Origin of the sequence: Vreelandella arctica (assembly GCF_037070215.1) — a bacterium.
Classification (GTDB): Bacteria; Pseudomonadota; Gammaproteobacteria; order Pseudomonadales; family Halomonadaceae; genus Vreelandella; species Vreelandella arctica.
The window spans coordinates 1-19,191 of record NZ_JBANSN010000038.1 but is presented as its reverse complement, the minus strand read 5'-3'; the positions used below and the strand labels follow the sequence as shown (position 1 = coordinate 19,191).

The 19,191-nt window shown below is 55.2% G+C and carries 14 protein-coding genes; 1 reads left to right on the top strand and 13 read right to left on the bottom strand.

What is annotated here, in order from left to right:
• Nucleotides 1-5: 5 nt before the first annotated feature.
• The 12 genes from V8L70_RS20360 to V8L70_RS20305 all read right to left on the bottom strand — a co-directional run bounded on the left by V8L70_RS20360 (nt 6) and on the right by V8L70_RS20305 (nt 17,750).
• Nucleotides 6-1,121 carry an ABC transporter permease gene (locus V8L70_RS20360; protein WP_101147147.1) on the bottom strand — a complete coding sequence of 372 codons (1,116 nt, stop codon included), beginning with the start codon at nt 1,119-1,121 and terminating at the stop codon, nt 6-8.
• A gap of 1 nt (nt 1,122) precedes the next feature.
• On the bottom strand, nt 1,123-3,846 hold the full coding sequence (rbbA, locus tag V8L70_RS20355; protein WP_336270515.1) for a ribosome-associated ATPase/putative transporter RbbA: 2,724 nt from the start codon (nt 3,844-3,846) through the stop codon (nt 1,123-1,125).
• Nucleotides 3,843-4,919 carry an HlyD family secretion protein gene (locus V8L70_RS20350; RefSeq protein WP_232774813.1) on the bottom strand — a complete coding sequence of 359 codons (1,077 nt, stop codon included), beginning with the start codon at nt 4,917-4,919 and terminating at the stop codon, nt 3,843-3,845. The genes rbbA and V8L70_RS20350 overlap by 4 nt, the downstream gene beginning before the upstream one ends.
• 1,766 nt (nt 4,920-6,685) lie before the next feature.
• Nucleotides 6,686-7,675, bottom strand: a complete 990-nt coding sequence (gene moaA / locus V8L70_RS20345; RefSeq protein WP_101146359.1) for a GTP 3',8-cyclase MoaA — start codon at nt 7,673-7,675, stop codon at nt 6,686-6,688.
• On the bottom strand, nt 7,672-8,079 hold the full coding sequence (locus V8L70_RS20340; protein WP_101146358.1) for a putative zinc-binding protein: 408 nt from the start codon (nt 8,077-8,079) through the stop codon (nt 7,672-7,674). Before V8L70_RS20340 ends, moaA begins: the two co-directional genes overlap by 4 nt.
• 53 nt (nt 8,080-8,132) lie before the next feature.
• Entirely contained in the window at nt 8,133-9,395 is a 1,263-nt protein-coding gene (locus V8L70_RS20335; protein ID WP_101146357.1) for a molybdopterin molybdotransferase MoeA, read from the bottom strand.
• Nucleotides 9,392-9,970 carry a molybdenum cofactor biosynthesis protein B gene (moaB, locus tag V8L70_RS20330; RefSeq protein WP_101146356.1) on the bottom strand — a complete coding sequence of 193 codons (579 nt, stop codon included), beginning with the start codon at nt 9,968-9,970 and terminating at the stop codon, nt 9,392-9,394. The genes V8L70_RS20335 and moaB overlap by 4 nt, the downstream gene beginning before the upstream one ends.
• Nucleotides 9,971-10,005: 35 nt before the next feature.
• Nucleotides 10,006-10,827, bottom strand: coding sequence for a peptidylprolyl isomerase (locus V8L70_RS20325; protein WP_101146355.1), 822 nt, complete (start codon nt 10,825-10,827; stop codon nt 10,006-10,008).
• Between the two features lie 40 nt (nt 10,828-10,867).
• Nucleotides 10,868-11,551, bottom strand: coding sequence for a respiratory nitrate reductase subunit gamma (narI, locus tag V8L70_RS20320; RefSeq protein ID WP_101146354.1), 684 nt, complete (start codon nt 11,549-11,551; stop codon nt 10,868-10,870).
• 13 nt (nt 11,552-11,564) lie between these two features.
• Nucleotides 11,565-12,386: a nitrate reductase molybdenum cofactor assembly chaperone gene (narJ, locus tag V8L70_RS20315; RefSeq protein ID WP_101146353.1), complete on the bottom strand. Its 822-nt coding sequence runs from the start codon at nt 12,384-12,386 to the stop codon at nt 11,565-11,567.
• Nucleotides 12,379-13,941 (bottom strand): nitrate reductase subunit beta, encoded by a 1,563-nt coding sequence (gene narH, locus V8L70_RS20310; RefSeq protein ID WP_101146352.1) that lies wholly within the window; start codon nt 13,939-13,941, stop codon nt 12,379-12,381. Before narH ends, narJ begins: the two co-directional genes overlap by 8 nt.
• Nucleotides 13,938-17,750 carry a nitrate reductase subunit alpha gene (locus V8L70_RS20305; protein ID WP_101146351.1) on the bottom strand — a complete coding sequence of 1,271 codons (3,813 nt, stop codon included), beginning with the start codon at nt 17,748-17,750 and terminating at the stop codon, nt 13,938-13,940. Before V8L70_RS20305 ends, narH begins: the two co-directional genes overlap by 4 nt.
• Nucleotides 17,751-18,031: 281 nt before the next feature.
• On the opposite strand from V8L70_RS20305, the gene V8L70_RS20300 reads away from it, so the two are divergent.
• Complete coding sequence (locus V8L70_RS20300; RefSeq protein ID WP_336270514.1) at nt 18,032-18,478, top strand: Rrf2 family transcriptional regulator; 447 nt, start codon at nt 18,032-18,034, stop codon at nt 18,476-18,478.
• Between the two features lie 6 nt (nt 18,479-18,484).
• Here the strand turns inward: V8L70_RS20300 and V8L70_RS20295 are convergent.
• On the bottom strand, nt 18,485-19,191 hold a 707-nt coding region (locus V8L70_RS20295), incomplete at its 5' end, for an NnrS family protein (RefSeq protein ID WP_336270513.1).

The window sequence follows — 19,191 nt, the reverse complement described above, 5'->3', positions numbered from 1 at the left end:
CTGGATCATTCTTGTGCTTTTCTGAGCCTTAACAGGGCGGCCAAAAAAAACGCGCTGCCAATGATGACCAGCGCCAACAAATGCGGCCAGACAATTCCCAATCCGGCGCCACGAAAGAGAATGGCCTGAGCAAGTTCGACAAAGTGAGTGGTCGGGGCGACAAACATGATGCGCTGCACAAGCTCAGGCATGCTTTCACGCGGGGTCATCCCACCCGACAGAATCTGCAGGGGAATCAGTACCAGAATGATTAACAGGCCCAGTTGCGGCATTGAGCGCGCCAACGTGCCGAGAAAAATCCCCATTGATGTGGTCGCAAATAGCAGTAGCGTGGCGCCGAAAAGATAGAGCGTCTGCGAGCCGCGAAGAGGTACTTGCAGCCAACCCTCGACGATGATGCGTAGTGCGAAGACCGAAGCCAACAGCACGATCAACCCCATCGACCAGACCTTGGCCAACATGATCTCGAACGAGGTGACCGGCATGACCAACAAATGCTCAATGGTGCCGTGCTCTCGTTCACGGATCAATGCTGCTCCTGTCAGGATAATCGACAACATGGTGATTTGATTGATAGCTTCATTAATGGCGCCGAACCAACTTCGGTTGAGATTAGCGTTGAATTCAGCACGAACTACTGCCTCAATGCGGCCCGGCGATGGGTGCTGGTATGCTCCGATGAAATCGGCCACCTCATCACTGATAATCCGCTGAATATGCCCAGCTCCCGTAAATGCCTGACTGATCTGGGTAGCGTCGACATTCAACTGAATGGTCGGCTGTCGAGCGGCCAGCAGATCACGCTGAAAGTTAGGAGGAATATTAAGTGTAAAGGTATAACGCCCCGCATCCATGCCACGATCCATCTGGCCAATATCGATAAATTCAGGCGGCAAAAAATAGGGAAGCTGAAAGGCATTAACAATACGTAAGGATGCCTGAGACCGATCCTCGTCGACAATGGCCACGCTAGCTCGGAATGGCGCCTCCGGCTCGCCAGTGGCACTCAGGTAGATCCCCAAAGTGAACGAGTAAATGATCAGTAACATCAGAGCCGGGTCGCGATACAGGCTGCGTATTTCTTTGATACCCAGTTGCAGAATATTGGCAAGCCTGGCCATCTCAGCGCTCCTGTTTCCTGAGACCCAAAACACTCAATAACGTCAGTACGGGGATGGTGATCAGCAGGGCCAGAAAATACGGTGTCAGATCTCCCAGACTGAGCGCTTTGGAAAACACGCCTCGGCTGATAATCAAAAAATGGCTGGTGGGATAGATATGTCCAATGACAGCCGCACCCCCTTGCAGCGCGGAAACTGGAGAGAGTAGCCCCGAAAACTGGATCGCAGGCACCAGTGTAGCGATGGCGGTACCGAAGATAGCGGCAATCTGACTATGCAGAACCGATGACATCAACAATCCCATCCCCGTGGAACAGATGACATAGAGCAGCGCGCCTAGGCTCAATGTCAGCAGGCTACCCTTCACCGGCACACCAAAGGCCAACACGGCGAACGCCACCAGGGTGACGAAATTGATCATCGCCAGCATGATGTAGGGCAACTGTTTGCCGAGCAGAAATTCCAACCGAGAAACCGGCGTAACGTAGAGATTGATAATAGAGCCGAGCTCCTTCTCACGTACGACTCCCAAGGCAGTCAGCATCGCAGGTATCAACATGAGCAGCAGTGGGATCATCGCCGGGGCCATGGCTGGCAGACTTCTAACGTCGGGATTGTAGCGGTAGCGAATGGCAATCTCGACGGGAGGAGAAAAAGCTCCAGCCCCTTCGCTCAAGCGAGCCAAGGTGTCCGCATGAATCCCCTCGACATACCCCTTGATAGTATCGGCCCTGACCGGCATGGAACCATCGACCCAGTAAGCAACTTTGGGCACATTGCCACGCTTGAGATCACGGCCAAACCCTGGCGGAATTTCCACCGCCAGGCTGATGTCGCCGCTGCGTAGACGCTGCTGTACATCGCTGTAGTCGGTCAGAGGAGGCTTTTCGGTGAAATAACGCGATCCCGTTAGATTGAGAGTATACGCTTGGCTGGTCGTGGTCTGGTCACGGTCGAGCACGGCATAGGTCAAATGTTCGACATCCATATTGATGCCATATCCCATGATAAACATTAGGATCAGACTACCCAGCAGCGCCAGCGTGGCGCGTATCGGGTCGCGACGTAGCTCCAGGGTCTCTCGGTGGGTATAGCTGAACAAACGGCGCAAGCTAACGGTCAGCCCGCCTGACCGGGTCGGCGGGTGCGGTTTGAGAGAGGTAGTCGTCGGCTTTTCGGACTCGGCTTCATCTATCTTACTAGCCTCTTTCAGATACGCCATAAAGGTAGCTTCTAGTGTGGGTAAGCCACGCGACGCTAGTAGCTTCTCAGGGGTGTCGGTAGCCAATACGCGCCCGGCATGCATCAAAGCGATCCGGTCGCAGCGCATTGCCTCGTTCATGAAGTGGGTGGAGATAAAGATCGTCACTCCCTCTCCACGGGAGATCTGCCCTAACAGCAGCCAGAAGTTATCGCGTGCTATCGGATCCACCCCGGAGGTGGGTTCATCAAGAATCAATAACTCAGGTCGGTGAATAACTGCCACCGCCAACGACAGCCGTTGACGCACTCCCAGTGGAAGCGCTGGCGGTAATTTGTCAGCCACTGCCGTGAGATCAAAGCGATCCAGCATCTCCCTCACGCGTGTGGCACGCTCAGCCTTAGGCAGATGAAACAGGTGCGCATGCAACTCAAGGTTCTGACGTAGCGTCAGTTCTGTATAGAGAGAAAAACCCTGGGACATGTAGCCCACCCGACTGCGCGTAGCAATATCGCGCGGATCGACGGGCTTATCGAACAGCAATGCCTTTCCTTCGCTGGCGGATAGTAGCCCGGTGAGCATCTTCATCGTGGTGGTCTTCCCACAACCATTGGATCCCAGGAAACCAAATATTTCACCGCGCTCGATACGAAAGTCGGCGCGATCCACGGCGACAAAATCGCCGAACCGCTTGGTCAGTCCATGGGCCTCGATGGCTATATTGGCATCAGGTTGGCGGGGCGATATTTTGAACTCTCGATACCTGCGCCGTTTAGTCTCAGGCAACAACCTGATAAAAGCTTCCTCGAGCGTTGCACTTCCCGTCGCTGCCAGCAGATCGTTAGGCGCGCCAGTATTCAATACCTGCCCGTCATCCATCACCACCAACCAGTCGAAGTTTCGAGCCTCCTCCATATAGGCAGTGGCGACTAACACGCTCATACCTGGACGCTTGCTCCGTATCCGCCCAATCAGGTCCCAAAACTGAGCCCGTGATAAAGGATCGACGCCCGTGGTGGGTTCATCGAGTATCAACAGGTCGGGATCGTGGATCAGCGCACAGCATAACCCCAGCTTTTGCTTCATACCGCCGGAGAGCTTGCCGACAGGGCGTTCCGTGAACCTAGCCAGCCCAGTACTATGCAAAAGTTCGGCAATACGACTATGCCGGCTCTGGCGATCCAGACCGAATAGACGGCCGAAGAAATCGAGATTTTCAAAGACTGTCAGGGTGGGATAGAGGTTCTTTCCCAACCCCTGAGGCATATAGGCAATCCGCCGACACACCTCTTTGCGATGCCGCCCTTCTGCCATGTCGCCGTCTAATACGACAACCCTACCCTGCTGAATTTTTCTGGCACCGGCAATCAGGGCCATCAGACTGGACTTACCGACGCCATCGGGCCCGATCAACCCCACCATACAGCCAGCGGGAATGGCCAAATTTAGACCGGATAACGCATGCACTGAACCATTGCGCAAGCTGACACCTTCCAGTCGCACTACAGATCCATCAATGGTCATGGCGTCACGTTGACCTTCAGTTCGTCGGGCCAATCGAGCGTATCATCAAGCTTGAGATAGGCCATGCCCGGCAAACCGGTTTTGACTTTGTCTAGGTGCTGTTCAAGTAGCGCGGGGTCGATACGGGCCTTGACCCGAAACATCAGCTTTTCACGTTCGCTAGCTGTCTCCACGGTCTTGGGAGTGAATTGGGCCACGCTGGAGACGTAGCTGACGTTAGCCTGGATTACATACTGAGGTGCTGCGTCCAGCACCAGGTACACGTCGGCACCCAACGCAACACGCCCGGCTTGACGCTCAGGCAGGAAAAAGGTCATGTAGACATCGGTCAGATCGACGAGGTTGAGTACCACACCCCCGGCTGGCAGCACTTCACCGGGCTGGGCGACACGATATTGAACCCTTGCCACCCGGTCGCTGCGCAGTTGACTGTCCTCAAGATCTGCCTCCAGCTTGTCCACTGTTGCGCTGGCTGCCTCAATGGCCGCCTGTGATTCAATAACCTTTGAATCGGCTGCCTCGATGGCTGCCAAGGCGGAGAGCACACCCGCACGTGCAGCGGCCAGCGCGGCTTCGGTACTCTCCAGGCTGGCCAAGTCATCGTCGAGTTGCTGCCTCGACAAGGCATTGCGAGCCACCAATGCCCGGGTGCGATCATAACGCTTGTGCGCTGCAGACAGCTCGGCGTCTCGTTGCAGCACGACGGCCTCAGCAGCCGTTTTTTCGCTCTGTCGTTGAGCTACTTGTGCCTGGGCGGTTCGTCTCGCACTCTCGGCTTGTCGAACCTGTGCCCTGGCCTGCCCCAGTTCGGCTTCTAGCACCTTCGTGTCCATACGCGCCAAGAGCTGATTCGGCTCGACCTGCTCCCCTTCGCCAACAAGCACCGCTTCGATACGACCCGCCTGCTTGGTAGCAATATCGATCTCTGTCGCTTCAATTCGCCCATTACCGCTGGCAAAACCATCACCCAGCCCCTCAGGTCGAAGCTCCAGCCACACCAACACACCGGCAATAAATACAACACCGGCAATTATTAACATTCGCCATACCACTTTTCTCAGCGTGGAGGGCACGATTCGGCATCCTTGACTAACTAGTCATTCAGAAGGAAAAGAGCGTATAACGGCTAGTGCCAGCATTGGTCTTTACAACCAGTATGAAACTAGAAAATGTAAACGTGGTGACGCAGATCAAGAATTTCTCAAGATATCTTGCATTCCTGATGTCAATTCCTGAATGAGTAGCGCTAAGCTCAATAGCCTGTCACTTCTGACTAGGAGGTTAGACATGCAAAATACTTGCGCGAAGAATAGGCCATTTGCTTTCGATGAAGCAAAAGCTTAAGAGGGAAGATCAATAACTGGCTTGCCGCCAAATATTTTATTACATACAGCTTGTTATTAAAGGCTCACCACATGGATGAGTTCTTGCCTAATTAGCGGCTGATTTTATTGAAACCTTGCAAGTTACCGGGCAGCCCGAAGGATGTTATGACTCCCCGGTAATGCTGGCTATATCAGGTACAGATAGCTTCTGTCTAGGGACTTCTGGTTCCCTCGCGGAATGTACTATCTGCCCGTGGGCCGCTGTCTAGTTGCGTAGTCGCCGGTTCATATTTAACAATCGTGCTATTAGGACCCGACCCCTTCTCAGCGAGTGCTACACCTGAGATAAGCACTAATGTAATCATTAATACCGCATTTAACATTTTCATGATTTTACTCCTTTTGCTTAACTAGTGTTGTTCCACCCCCTCAGCTGAAAAAGGTACGCACGAAAAGGCCTCTACAGATGATGAGAACCTATGTGGCTTCAGCGTCTACCGCATTGCAAACGCCATCTCCTTCTCACCCACCTATCTGGTATTTCATTACATTTTTTTGACTCCAAGCTAGTTAGAGTTGTCACCAACACATACATTATTAGCTTCAATAAGACTGAAACGCATTGCACAATACTGTCCATTTCTTGCCTGATTTGGTAATCGCCTCTCTCGAAAAAATATGGTGCCACATATAGAAAATGTAGGATTTTTATAAAGTAGGTGTGAGGAGATTCTGTAGAAAACAAGCGCGACAACACGTAACTCTGCTGGCAGTTATAGACTATTGAACGAATTAACGAACTCCAGAGAATATAACTACCGTTTATATAGTCTTTTTCGGGAATAGCAAACTTGAGCATTTTCAAGGCGGGAGTGGCGACGCTTGCAGTGATACCTTGCGTCACCATTTTCGTAGTAATGTTACTAAAAAATAGCCTACGTCAAGATTTTTGAGAATTATGCCAAGTTTAGGTGGGAGCGACAGAATTGTCTGTTTCCACTTCATTTTAGCATAGCCAGTGCTAAAAAACAGTTACTTAAATTACGCTTCCCACCTAAAAATGACATAACTTTTCAACCTCTTAATGTCAAAAAGACAACGACCGTTCACTCTGGTAAAGAAATCACTTCATTTAGGAACAGACATCTGCTGCCAAAATTTACCGCACTTACATTCTAATTATAAAGTGTGCTTTCCAAAAGAAGTTTCCAACACCTTTGCTTATTTACATAATTTGAGAGCGAATGAAGCCGTCGCATTAAGTCAATTAAGGCTATGCGCGCACGCTGATATGACATATTTGATTATAGAGACTTCTTAAAGCCCTATTCGCCGATGCCCCTTATATTAAGGAACACTCAGGATATCTCTTCGATCCTGGGAAGTGCTAAGGGACGATTGACGCGGTGATAGAGGAAGCGGTGCCCGCATATGTTTTTTGTCGCATTTTTTGCCCGCTTCCGTGGTCGAATAGATATAATTTATTGTGAAAAACTGCTTACGGCAACGTCGCACTAACCGCCTGTTGCATTCATAAACCTCACTATTTGAACCTCACCATCCGTGGTGAAGTGATGACGCTCAGGTTTTTCCTTCATGGCCGCCACAATGCTCGATTTAAGCCGCTGGGAGTCCCCCGGATAACGGCGCATTACGGCGCGTAAATCTACCGAGTGCTCATTGCCCAAGCAAAGGAGTAGTCGCCCTTCAGCCGTCACTCGAACACGATTACAGGCAGCGCAGAAATTGTGGCTATGGGGAGAAATAAAGCCAATCCGCGACTGGCTGTCTACCATGCGGTAATAACGGGATGGCCCTAGGGTGGTCTCGGTGGTGGGTAAGAGTTGATAGTGGTTTTCTATGGTCTCGCGTACCGCATCGGTGGAAAGAAAGGTTTCACCACGGTTATGCTCGCTGATAGCGCCCAACGGCATCTCCTCAATAAAGCTTATATCGACTTGTTCATCCCGGGCAAAGTTTACCAAGTCGATAATTTCGTCGTCATTGCGCCCCTTGAGCAATACGGCGTTGAGCTTAATCGACTGAAAGCCAGCGCGACGCGCTACACGGATACCCGCGACCACCTGATCAAGATCCCCCGTCCGGGTTAATGCTTTAAAGCGTTCGGGCTTTAGCGAGTCGAGGCTAATATTGAGTCGATGTAGCCCGCCTTGCCGCAAAGCATCGGCATGCTTGACCAACCCTGAGCCGTTGGTGGTCATCGCCAGCTCGCGCAGGCCTTCCAATGCACCGAGTTTTTGCACTAGCGTGAGTACGCCCTGGCGTACCAGCGGCTCACCGCCAGTTAGGCGGATTTTTTCCACCCCCAGCTCGACGAAGGCCTGCGACAGCGTGGCTATCTCTTCAAGGGTAAGCAGTTGGGCCCGAGGCAGGAACGTCATCTCCTCAGCCATGCAATAAACACAGCGGAAGTCACAACGATCAGTCACCGATATGCGCAGGTAACGCACCGTACGGCCAAACCCATCGACTAGCGCACTCATTCTGAGGGCTCCTCTGCTTGGGCACTGGCGTTAACGGGTAGCCGAGCTATGAGCCCTTTAACTTCGGCAGTGACCTCTTCAATGGTTTCCTCATCATAAAATTGGCCCCGCCGCTTACGCAGTCCGTTCTCATACAGCTTGACGTGCTCAGTGGGTATAACGCCCGCTTTGGAAAGACAGTGGCTGGCGCAGTGCATCTGGCACCCGTCAATGGCTATAATAGGGCGCCCGGAGCGGGCAATGCGCACCAGACCGGGCACACCACCGCCCACACCGGCAATGCAGGACATTTCCGCCTCTCCTGCATGGTCAAGTCGCAGGGCAACGCTATTGGCAAGTTGCGCCACATCAGAGCAGCCGGAGCAGGCATAAATCAGTGTGCGGGGTTTGTATTGTGAAGACATACCCTCTCCTATGAAAAACAAACGAGGTCAGTGGCCACGATAGGAAAAGCTGTTCAAGCGGCGAACTGATTGATGGGGTAATAGTGATAGGTGGCCCCTTCAGTTACCTGCGTGGCGGGGTTAATCATTAAATAACCATGGGCCTGGCTAGCCGCGCTGAGCATATGTGAGCCCTGCCCGCCCGCTAGCTGCGCCACGGGAGCCCCCTGTGACCAATCCATCACCACCCTTAGTAGCTCGCAACGCCCCTGGGGGCCACGCTGAGAAAAGCCCGCTTTTACCGGATAACGCTGTAGAGCCGCTACGGCTCTACCTTGCATGGCATGGATAAACGGCAGCGCCAGCAGCTGCCAGCCCACCAGGGAGGCCACAGGATTACCCGGCAGCGCCATTAACGGTGTGGAAGAGGCAGGCTCTGCGCCCAGATAACCGAACGCAAAGGGCTTCCCTGGCTTCATGGCGACACCATGAAAATGTAAGCCACCGCGCTGCTCGATCACTGGGCGTACATGATCCTCCTCGCCTACCGAAACGCCTCCGGTGCACATCACCACATCCGCAACGGTTTGTGCGTGCTCAAAGGCCTGATGCAATGACTGCGGTGAATCAGCGATGACGCCCAAATCCAGCACGTCGCACTGAGCTTGCGCTAGCAGTACGTTAAGCATGGCGCGGTTGCTGTCGTATACCTGTCCCGGTGATCGCACTGTACCTGGGGCAATCAGCTCATCGCCGGTGGAAAGCAGCGCCACCCTCAGACGCCGTTTGACAGTCACGGCATTGATTCCATGGCTTGCTAGCAGCGCAATCGACGCGGCATCAAGAAGCTTACCCGCAGCGAGCAGCGGGGTGCCTATGCGAGTCTCCTCGCCTTGGCGACGAATGTTAGCGCCTAGCACCAAGCTACCCTCGAGGTGTATATGCCCGCGCGGATCAAGAGTCACCCGCTCTTGAGGCACCACAATATCTGCCCCCATGGGCACCGGCGCGCCGGTAAAAATACGCGCGCAGCCTCCTTCCGGTAGCAGCATGACGCCTGCGCCAGCTGGTACGCGTTGGAGAATGGGTAAGCCTGCGCCGCGAGGTGCCGCTTGGTAATCAGCCAGACACAGCGCGTAACCATCCATAGCGCTATTGTCCACCCCCGGCATATCGAGAGGTGCGACCAGCGTTTCTGACAGCACTCGCCCCGCCGATTGTTCTAGGGTGATGCTTTCTACTGCATTAATGGGCCTGGCGGCGTCGATAAGCCGTTGGCGTGCATCAAGCAGATCTAACAAGCCGGGCGTGACTATTTCTGCGCAGTGACAGTTCATGAGCGCTCCACCTCATTGGAAGAAGTCGCTTTATGACGTCCACTGCACGGGGTCGCTGAAGGCAGCACCATGGCGGCGAAGTTGCAGGGCCGAGTGCGGGAGTCCAGCTGCAAAGCGATTATTTTTTCCCACGCCAACGCACACGCTTTGGGCGAACCGGGCATCGCAAACATCATCGTTCGGTTGGCCACCCCCGCTACGGCGCGAGACTGGATCGTCGCTGTACCGATGGTCTTCAGAGAGTAGTGGCGGAACAGCTCGCCATAACCCTCAATCGCTTTGTCGAACAGCGGTATCAACGCCTCGGGAGTAGTATCCCGATTGGTAAAGCCAGTGCCGCCATTAACCAGAATCGCGTGGATATCCGTTCGCGCAATCCATTCCGAGACCACAGCACGAACCTGATAGATATCATCAGGTACGATGCGTCTCTCTACCAGGATATGGCCGCTTTCGCTCAGATGTTCAACCAGCAGGTCACCGCTGCCATCTTCATCGAAACCACGGGTATCAGAAACCGTTAGCACCGCGATGCCAAGCGGAGTGAAAAGAGCATCTACAGGAACATGGGACATCAAGCCTCTCCTATTAGCTTTGCTATTGCTTCAAGCTATTGCATCAAGCTGCCGCCAGCATCGTCATCCAGAACAATCCCTTCGACGCCTATTTCGCTCTCTAACGCCAGTAAATAGTGACGCAGCGCTCGTCGAGTTGCCTGTTCCCGCAGGCTATGGCGCACCCGGTCAATAACTTGATCAAAAGGTTGCGCCCTACCTTCTCGCCGTTCGTCAATACTCACCACGTGCCAGCCATAGCGAGACGCCAAGGGGCGCTCGTGTAGGCCTTCGGGCAAGTGCTGCAAAGCGCGATCCAGCTCAGGGACGGTCTGGCCTGACACTAGCCAGCCCAAATCACCATCCATCTCTTTTGAAGGGCACGCGGAATGGTGTTGAGCAAATTCGGCAAACCGTTCGGGTATCTGATTGAGCTGTTCGAGTAGCTTTTCGCCAAGCTGATAAGCATCGTCGCGACCCTGGGAGTCCTCGGGGGCGGCCGCAAGCAGGATATGCCGAACGCGTAACTGCACTGGTTCGCTGAAGCGCTCGCAGTGGGTGTCAAAAAAGCGCTGGCAATCTGCTTCCCCCGGTTCCGGCACCTCAAGCTCCTGTTCGAGCAAGGCAGCAATCGCCGCATCTTCCTGTGCTTCGTTAGTCTCCTGCCTCGACAGTAGGCCCAGGACGTTGGCTCGCTGGCGCAGCAGCTCCCTGACCACCAGGGCGCGGGCCGCCTGAAGCTGGGCCTCCCCCGCCGTTTCGGCGGGGTGGTACTGCATCTCCAACGCAATCGTTGCTTCATCGATAGGGGTGTCTCCGACACGTACCGGAGGCGCAGCGACGCCCCCAGGTAGCTGTTCGATATCAATCATCTGCATGTTATTTCTCCTCTAGGCCTGGCCGAGCACAAGCCAGTTTTTAGCCACGACGGCGGACAAGCTGATAGCGCCGGGTTACATAGCCGAACGGCACGCTCCACACATGCACCAGCCGCGAAAACGGGAACAGCAGGATGATGGTTAAGCCGATAAAGATATGCAGTTTGTAGATCCACGACACTTCCTGCATGTAGTCCGCCGCACCGCCGCTGAAGAAGACAATCGACTGCGCCCAGCTGGAGAGCGTCAGCATCATTTCACCGTCCATATGGCCTAGTGAGAAAATGATGGTCACCATTCCAAGGCATGCCTGTAAGACAATCAAACCCAGGATCAAGGTATCCATGAAGCTCGACGACGCCTTTACGCGAGGATTGACCAATCGCCGATAGAGCAACATGGCGCCGCCCACCACGCACATGGCACCGGCAATACCGCCCACCACGATGGCAATTAGCTGCTTGGTACCGGCATGCAGGAAAGGTGCGTAGACCCAGTGCGGCGTGAGCATGCCCACCAAATGACCGAAGAAAATCACGATAATGCCAATATGGAACAGGTTGCTGGCCAGGCGCATGTTTTTCGAGGACAGCATTTGGCTGGAGCCGGTCTTCCAGGTGAACTGGCCTTGGTCGTAACGCACGAGACTGCCGACCAAGAACACCGTACCGGCCAGATAGGGATAATAGCCGTAGATAAGATGTTGTAGATATTCTATGAACATGGCGATTCTCCTTTTAGCGATCGGCCACGGTTGAGGAAGGCGAAGCGCTCCAGGCGGACGGCATGATTTTGACGGGGTCGCTGTGCACTGCTTTTTTGCGCTCGGCAAGCCGCCGTCCTTCCGCAGACTGCAGCGCGCAGTCTTCGTCAGAAGTGGCTGAAAAGCGTACCGCTTCTTCTTCCCATACAGCGTCCAATGCTTCAGGCGTGTTGTCGGGCGCTTCTTTCTTGACCTGTGGCCGATGCTCTTCGACATCCCCCTCGGCGCCAATTAATGCCAAGAGTGATAGCGGCACCAGGGCGTGATCCGCTCCGCGCTCCTCCAATCGTGCGGTGAGCAGCGCCAGGATATGGCGTATTTCGCCCAGCCAGCGGCCGATCTCGGCTTCTTCGCACATCGAAAGGTATTCAAGGAACACCGGCAGATGGTCGGGAAGCTCGCGAGCATCCAGTTCGAAACCGGCCGCGCTGTACTCGGCCATAAGATCGACCATGGCCTGACCTCGATCGCGGGATTCACCATGAACGTGCTCGAATAGCAGCAGCGACGTAGCGCGCCCCTTATCGAACATGGCAACGTACTCGGCCTGCAGCTCAAGCAATTCGCCCTCATGAAGACGTTGGCACCACTCCATCAATGACAACTTGAGGCCCGCACCCAGGCGGCTCTCGGCATTGAGGATTTCGATGAGCTCGCCGCAGGCATCCTGCAGCTCCTGAGTTGGGTAATCGAGCAAGCGGGCCAGTACACGCAGGCTACGCATGCCTTGTGCTGGCTCGAACGACGCCTCTACCGGAGCGGCTGAGGCAGAAAATTGAATAGCGGCTTCAGTCATGACGTGACTCCTCAAGTTGTGGCTGCGGGTCGAAGACCTCTACCGGTTTTACCAATACGCTGGTCTGCTTACGGCCGTTAAACAGGTTGGGCTGGCTCTCACCGTGGCAACCATCACCAAAGGTAAAGCCGCATCCACCCCGTTCCGGGAAGGCTTCGGTGGCCATCTCGCGATGGCTGGTGGGGATCACGAAGCGATCCTCGTAGTTGGCAATCGCCAGGTAGCGGTACATTTCTTCCACCTGGGCTACGCTCAGCCCTACGGCGTCAAGCACCTCGGCATTAGGGGCGCCATCCACATGCTTACTGCGCATGTAAACGCGCATCGCCATCAACCGCTTGAGTGCCAGCACTACGGGCGCCTCTTCGCCGGCGGTTAGCAGGTTGGCTAGGTACTTCACTGGAATACGCAGCGATTCGATCTTGGGCAGGATGCCATCAAACTCTACATGCCCCGCCTCAGCGGCGGATTGAATCGGCGACAGCGGCGGCACGTACCACACCATCGGCAGCGTGCGGTATTCCGGGTGCAGCGGCAGCGCCAATCCCCAGTCGATAGCCATCTTGTAAACCGGTGAGGCCTGGGCAGCTTTGATGACGTTATCCTGGATACCATCCCGCCTGGCCTGGGCAATCACTTCCGGATCATTGGGATCAAGGAATATCTCGCGCTGGCGGTGGTAGAGATCACGCTCGTCAGGGGAGCTTGCCACTTCCTCGATCCGATCAGCGTCATACAGCAGCACGCCGAGATAGCGAATGCGGCCCACACAGGTCTCGGAGCAGATGGTCGGCTGACCGGCCTCGATACGCGGGTAGCAGAAAATGCACTTCTCGGATTTACCGCTTTTCCAGTTGTAGTAGATCTTCTTGTAGGGGCAGCCGGAGATACACATCCGCCAGCCGCGGCACTTGTCCTGGTCGATCAGAACGATGCCGTCCTCTTCCCGTTTGTAGATGGCACCGCTCGGGCAAGCCGCTACACAGGTGGGGTTCAAGCAGTGCTCGCACAGGCGCGGCAGGTACATCATGAAGGTGTTTTCGAACTGGCCGTAAATATCTGCCTGCACCTTGTCGAAGTTGGCGTCTTTACGTCGCTTGGCGAACTCGGTGCCCAGGATCTCTTCCCAGTTCGGGCCCCACTCGATCTTTTTCATGCGCTGACCGGAAATCAGCGAGCGTGGGCGTGCAACCGGTTGGTGCTCGCCGATCTTGGCGGTATGCAGGTGTTGGTAGTCGAATGTGTACGGCTCATAGTAGTCATCCATTTCAGGCAGGTCGGGATTGGCGAAGATATTCGCCAGCACCCGCCATTTGCCACCAATACGCGGTTCAATCCGGCCGTCGTTACGGCGCATCCAGCCGCCCTTCCACTTGGCTTGGTTCTCCCACTCTTTGGGATAGCCGATACCGGGCTTGGTCTCGACATTGTTGAACCAGGCGTACTCCATACCTTCTCGACTGGTCCAGACATTTTTGCAGGTCACCGAACAGGTGTGGCAACCGATACACTTATCAAGATTGAGAACCATGCCTACCTGGGAACGAATTTTCATTTCACGGCCTCCCTAGGACTGTTCTTAAGAGCCACGTTCTCCTGAACACTGTCATTGCCTTCACCATCCAGCCAGTCAACGTGTTTCATCTTGCGCACCAACACGAACTCATCGCGATTTGAGCCGACGGTGCCGTAATAATTAAAACTGTAAGAGAGCTGCGCGTAGCCGCCGATCATATGTGTTGGCTTGGGGCAGACACGGGTGACCGAGTTGTGAATACCGCCCCGCGTGCCGGTGACCTCAGAGCCAGGGACGTTCACGTTGCGCTCCTGAGCGTGGTACATCATCACCATGCCCGCCTTGACCCGCTGGCTGACCACTGCCCGCGCGGCAATCGAGCCGTTGGCGTTGTAGACCTCGATCCAGTCGTTGTCCTCGATCTCGATTTCCGCCGCGTCCGCCTCGGAGAGCCACACCACCGGGCCACCGCGGTTGAGCGTCAACATCAGCAAGTTGTCCGAGTAAGTGGAGTGAATGCCCCACTTCTGGTGCGGCGTGAGGAAGTTCAGCGCCTTGCTCTTGAAACCGTTGTCGGCGGGCAGCGTGAAGCCTTTGGCCGCCTTGGTGTCGATGGGTGGGCGATAGACCAGCAGGCTTTCGCCGAAGGCGCGCATCCAGGCGTGATCCTGATAGAACTGCTGGCGGCCACTCACGGTGCGCCAGGGGATCAGCTCGTGAACGTTGGTGTAACCGGCGTTATAGGAGACATGCTCATCCTCGAGGCCGGACCAAGTCGGGCTAGAGATAATCTTGCGTGGCTGGGCGACGACATCGCGAAAGCGGATTTTTTCGTCATGTTTGGGCCTTGCCAGGTGGGTATGGTCACGCCCGGTAATTTTGGAGAGCGCTTCCCACGCTTTCACTGCCACGGCGCCGTTGGTTTCTGGAGCCAGGGTCAGAATCATTTCGGCAGCATCGATAGCGCTGTCGATCAACGGGCGCCCTTTATGCGGACCATCCAATTTGCGATGGTTGAGCTTGCCCAGCAGCTCGACTTCAGCATCGGTATTCCAAGCGATGCCCTTGCCGCCGTTACCGATACTTTCCAGCAACGGCCCTACGGAGGTAAAGCGCTCATAGGTTTCGGGGTAGTTGCGCTTGACTTCAATCAGCGATGGCATGGTCTTGCCGGGAATCGGCGCGCATTCGCCCTTCTTCCAATCCATCACCGCCGGCTGGGCCAACTCTCCTGGCGAGTCGTGCTGCATCGGCAGTGTGACCAGGTCGGTTTCCTCGCCCAGGTGGCCTACACACACCTTGGAGAAAGCCTTGGCAATTCCCTTGTAAATATCCCAGTCACTGCGCGATTCCCAAGCCGGGTCGGTGGCGGCAGTCAACGGATGAATAAAGGGGTGCATGTCAGAGGTATTAAGGTCGTCCTTCTCATACCAGGTTGCCGTAGGCAGCACGATATCCGAGTAAAGGCAAGTGGTGGACATGCGGAAATCCAGCGTCACCAGCAAGTCGAGCTTGCCTTCCGGCGCCTCGTCACGCCATACGACTTCTTCGGGCTTCTGGCCGCCGAAATCGCCCAGGTCTTTACCCTGAATACCGTGGCGAGTACCCAGCAGGTACTTGAGCATGTACTCATGGCCCTTACCGGAACTGCCCAGCAGGTTAGAGCGCCAGATGAACATATTGCGCGGGAAATTCTCTGGCGCGTCCGGATCTTCCGCGGCAAAGCGCAGTTCACCACTCTTGAGCTGTTGAACCGCATAGTCAGCTGTCGACATGCCCGCCGCTTCGGCTTTTTTCGCCAGGCGCAGCGGGTTCGTGTCCAGCTGTGGTGCTGAAGGTAGCCAGCCCATGCGCTCGGCGCGCACGTTAAAATCAATCAGGCTTCCCGGGTAGTCCTCAACCTTGACCAATGGCGAGAGGATTTCCTTGATTTCCAGCTTCTCGTAGCGCCACTGGGAGGAGTGACTATAGAAGAACGAGGTGGAGTTCATATGACGCGGCGGGCGCTGCCAGTCGAGGCCGAAGGCTAGCGGCGTCCAGCCAGTCTGCGGGCGCAATTTTTCCTGGCCCACATAGTGCGCCCAGCCACCACCGCTCTGGCCGATACAACCACACATGACCAGCATGTTAATTAGGCCGCGGTAGTTCATGTCCATGTGGTACCAGTGATTCATACCGGCACCAACGATGATCATGCTACGGCCGTTGGTTTTATGAGCGTTGTCGGCAAATTCACGGGCAATGCGGGTGCACTGCTCTGCCGAGACACCGGTGATTTTCTCCTGCCACGCGGGAGTATAGGGGCGAATTTGATCAAACGAGGTTGCGCCATCATCTTCGCCGTCGCCGACAAAGCCACGATCGATACCGTAGTTGGCACACATCAAATCAAAAACGGTGACCGCTAGCATTTCACTGCCATCGGCTCTCTTAAGCCTTTTGGCGGGCAAATTGTGAAATAGCAGGTCGTCAGCGGCACCAACACCGGCCCCTTTGACGTGCTCAAAGTGCTCGTGCTCGATGCCACCGAAGTAAGGGAACGCCACGCGCGCGACGCTATCGTGGTGGTTGACCAAACTTAGCAACGGCTTGATTTCAGTGCCTGCGGCGTCCAGCGATTCTAGGTTCCACTTGCCCACTTCGTCGCCAGTTTCGCCCCAGCGGAAACCGATGGAACCGCGCGGAACCACCAGCTGGTCGCGAGTTTCGTCCCAGGCAACGGTTTTCCACTCGGGATTGTTTTCCTGGCCCAGGGCAGCATCAAAATCACTGGCACGCAGTTGGCGACCCGGTGCGAAGCTGCCATCTTCACGCACTTCCAGTTCCACCAGAAACGGCATGTCGGTATAGCGGCGCACATAGTCAGTGAAATAGGCGCTGGGGTTCTCAAGGTGGAACTCTTTGAGAATCACGTGCCCCATGGCCATCGCCAGGGCGGCATCGGTGCCCTGCTTGGCGGACAGCCATTCGTCGGTCAGTTTGGAGACCTCGGCATAATCCGGGGTGATCGAGACCGTCTTGGTGCCCTTGTAGCGCACTTCGGTAAAGAAGTGGGCATCGGGAGTACGCGTCTGGGGCACGTTGGAGCCCCAGGCGATAATGTAGCCGGAGTTGTACCAGTCAGCGGACTCAGGTACGTCGGTCTGCTCGCCCCAGGTCATTGGTGACGCTGGCGGCAAGTCGCAGTACCAGTCGTAGAAGCTCATGCAGACGCCGCCGATTAGCGACAGGTAGCGGCTACCCGCTGCGTAGCTGACCATCGACATGGCAGGTATCGGCGAGAAGCCGAGAATACGGTCGGGGCCGTACTGCTTGGCGGTGTAAACATTAGAGGCCGCGACCAGCTCATTGAGCTCGTCCCAGTCACCACGCACGAAGCCGCCCATGCCGCGAGCACGCTTGTACTGCTTGGTTTTGGCCGGATCTTCGACGATAGACGCCCAAGCGTCTACCGGGTCTGGGTTAGCCTTGAGCGCTTCGCGCCATAGCGCCAGCAGTGGCTTACGAACCAACGGATACTTGAGGCGGTTGGCGCTGTACAGATACCAGGAGTAGCTGGCGCCGCGCGGGCAGCCACGCGGCTCATGGTTGGGTAGGTCGGGACGGGTACGCGGATAGTCGGTCTGTTGGGTCTCCCAGGTAACCAGGCCGTTTTTGACGTAGATTTTCCAGCTGCAAGAGCCGGTGCAGTTCACCCCGTGAGTGCTGCGCACCACTTTGTCGTGCTGCCAGCGGGCACGGTAGCTATTTTCCCATTCACGGGATTCGCTGCGTAGTTCACCGTGTTCGTTGGCAAAAGGCTCGCGGGACTTGCGGAAGAAATTCAGCCGATCTATGAAGTGACTCATGGTCGATCTCCAGGCTCCTCGGAAATTTGCATACCCGTCAGTGCGGGTTCCATGGAGTGGATTCTGCGTGATCGACAAGCGAATTACTGCGTGATTACCTCCATATACACCCTGTCTACCCCCAAGGTGATAGAGCTGCCAACGTAAAGGAATAGACGCTGAGAGTCGTTGAAATGCCATCACGCTAAGTGCTGTGCTGGCTTTTCTCATTGCAACTTGCTGAACGTTCATACAACATACTTCTTTAATAACTAGCTAGCCCTCGGAGCAAAGCTCACTCCATGCATCTCACCCGATTTACCGATTATTCGATACGCGTGTTGATATTTCTTGCCACCAAGGGAGAAGAGCGCTCTACCATTAATGAGATTGCCGAAACCTTTGATATTTCACGCAATCATTTAATGAAAATTGTTCAGGAGCTTAGTCAAAAGAACTACGTTACCGCTATCCGGGGAAAAAATGGTGGCTTACTGCTGACACGCGACCCAGCGACAATCGTGCTGGGCGAGTTGGTACGCGAGATGGAACATGGCATGGAATTGGTAGAGTGCTTTCATGGCGATAACGCCTGTATTATTACACCGGCGTGCCGACTTCGACCTATTCTTAAGGATGCTTTGTCGGCATTCATGGCGGTGCTCGACCAATATACGTTGGCCGACCTGCTAGGTAATCAACAACCTCAACTGGCGCAACTGATGCGCATCCCTACCGTCAGCGCATAGCGCTCACTAGCCGTCCTGCCCGTCCACACGCGCCTGCATCAACGGCCAAGTATAGTGCACTAGGAATATACTGTAGGCCAAACACCAGGCGATAATGCTCAGCGTGTAGGTCCAGTGGGTGAGCTGGGGAAATAACGCTAATAGAGGTGAGCGCACCAAGGCAGCTATTATCATCAATCCCAGCGCCACACCAATACCCGGCAAAGTGCGAATGGGGCGGCCCGTATGGCCTAGCGAAACCCTGGCCATCATAGCCAGCATCATGGTGCCCATGCCACCTATGGTCAGAGCGTGCACGGCTAGCTCTGTACGCATCAGTCCCATAAGTGCCAAGACCCACATAATAAGCCCTAGCGGAATGCAGGCGTAGCTACCGTGGAGCCCCCAAAGTAAAGGTTCATGCCAGCTATGCAGCCCACCCCAGCGCGCCATGCGAACAATATTTGCCAACGCCGCTAAGAGCATCACTCCCCCCGTTAATACAGCAGGCATGGCAACACCAAACATGACGACCAGCTGCAGCACGACTACGCCAGCCGTGCTAACCAACGTCACTTCTTCGAGTAAAGGAATAGGGTCAGGTTTGGTTCGTCCCAAACGGTTGGCGGTAAACATGGCAATCACGCGCCCGCCAACGACTGTCATCATTAGTGTGATTAACAGCACGGCTAAGTAGGCGGCTTGGCGGATCAGCTCGGCGTCACCCTGCATCA

What these genes read in the sequence shown, in the direction of transcription:
- V8L70_RS20300 (WP_336270514.1), top strand. Translation starts at nt 18,032, where the DNA reads ATGCATCTCACCCGATTTACCGATTATTCGATACGCGTGTTGATATTT.
- V8L70_RS20360 (WP_101147147.1), bottom strand. Translation starts at nt 1,121, where the DNA reads ATGGCCAGGCTTGCCAATATTCTGCAACTGGGTATCAAAGAAATACGC.
- narJ (WP_101146353.1), bottom strand. Translation starts at nt 12,386, where the DNA reads ATGACTGAAGCCGCTATTCAATTTTCTGCCTCAGCCGCTCCGGTAGAG.
- moaB (WP_101146356.1), bottom strand. Translation starts at nt 9,970, where the DNA reads ATGTCCCATGTTCCTGTAGATGCTCTTTTCACTCCGCTTGGCATCGCG.
- V8L70_RS20325 (WP_101146355.1), bottom strand. Translation starts at nt 10,827, where the DNA reads ATGCAGATGATTGATATCGAACAGCTACCTGGGGGCGTCGCTGCGCCT.
- V8L70_RS20340 (WP_101146358.1), bottom strand. Translation starts at nt 8,079, where the DNA reads ATGTCTTCACAATACAAACCCCGCACACTGATTTATGCCTGCTCCGGC.
- V8L70_RS20335 (WP_101146357.1), bottom strand. Translation starts at nt 9,395, where the DNA reads ATGAACTGTCACTGCGCAGAAATAGTCACGCCCGGCTTGTTAGATCTG.
- V8L70_RS20305 (WP_101146351.1), bottom strand. Translation starts at nt 17,750, where the DNA reads ATGAGTCACTTCATAGATCGGCTGAATTTCTTCCGCAAGTCCCGCGAG.
- moaA (WP_101146359.1), bottom strand. Translation starts at nt 7,675, where the DNA reads ATGAGTGCGCTAGTCGATGGGTTTGGCCGTACGGTGCGTTACCTGCGC.
- rbbA (WP_336270515.1), bottom strand. Translation starts at nt 3,846, where the DNA reads ATGACCATTGATGGATCTGTAGTGCGACTGGAAGGTGTCAGCTTGCGC.
- narH (WP_101146352.1), bottom strand. Translation starts at nt 13,941, where the DNA reads ATGAAAATTCGTTCCCAGGTAGGCATGGTTCTCAATCTTGATAAGTGT.
- narI (WP_101146354.1), bottom strand. Translation starts at nt 11,551, where the DNA reads ATGTTCATAGAATATCTACAACATCTTATCTACGGCTATTATCCCTAT.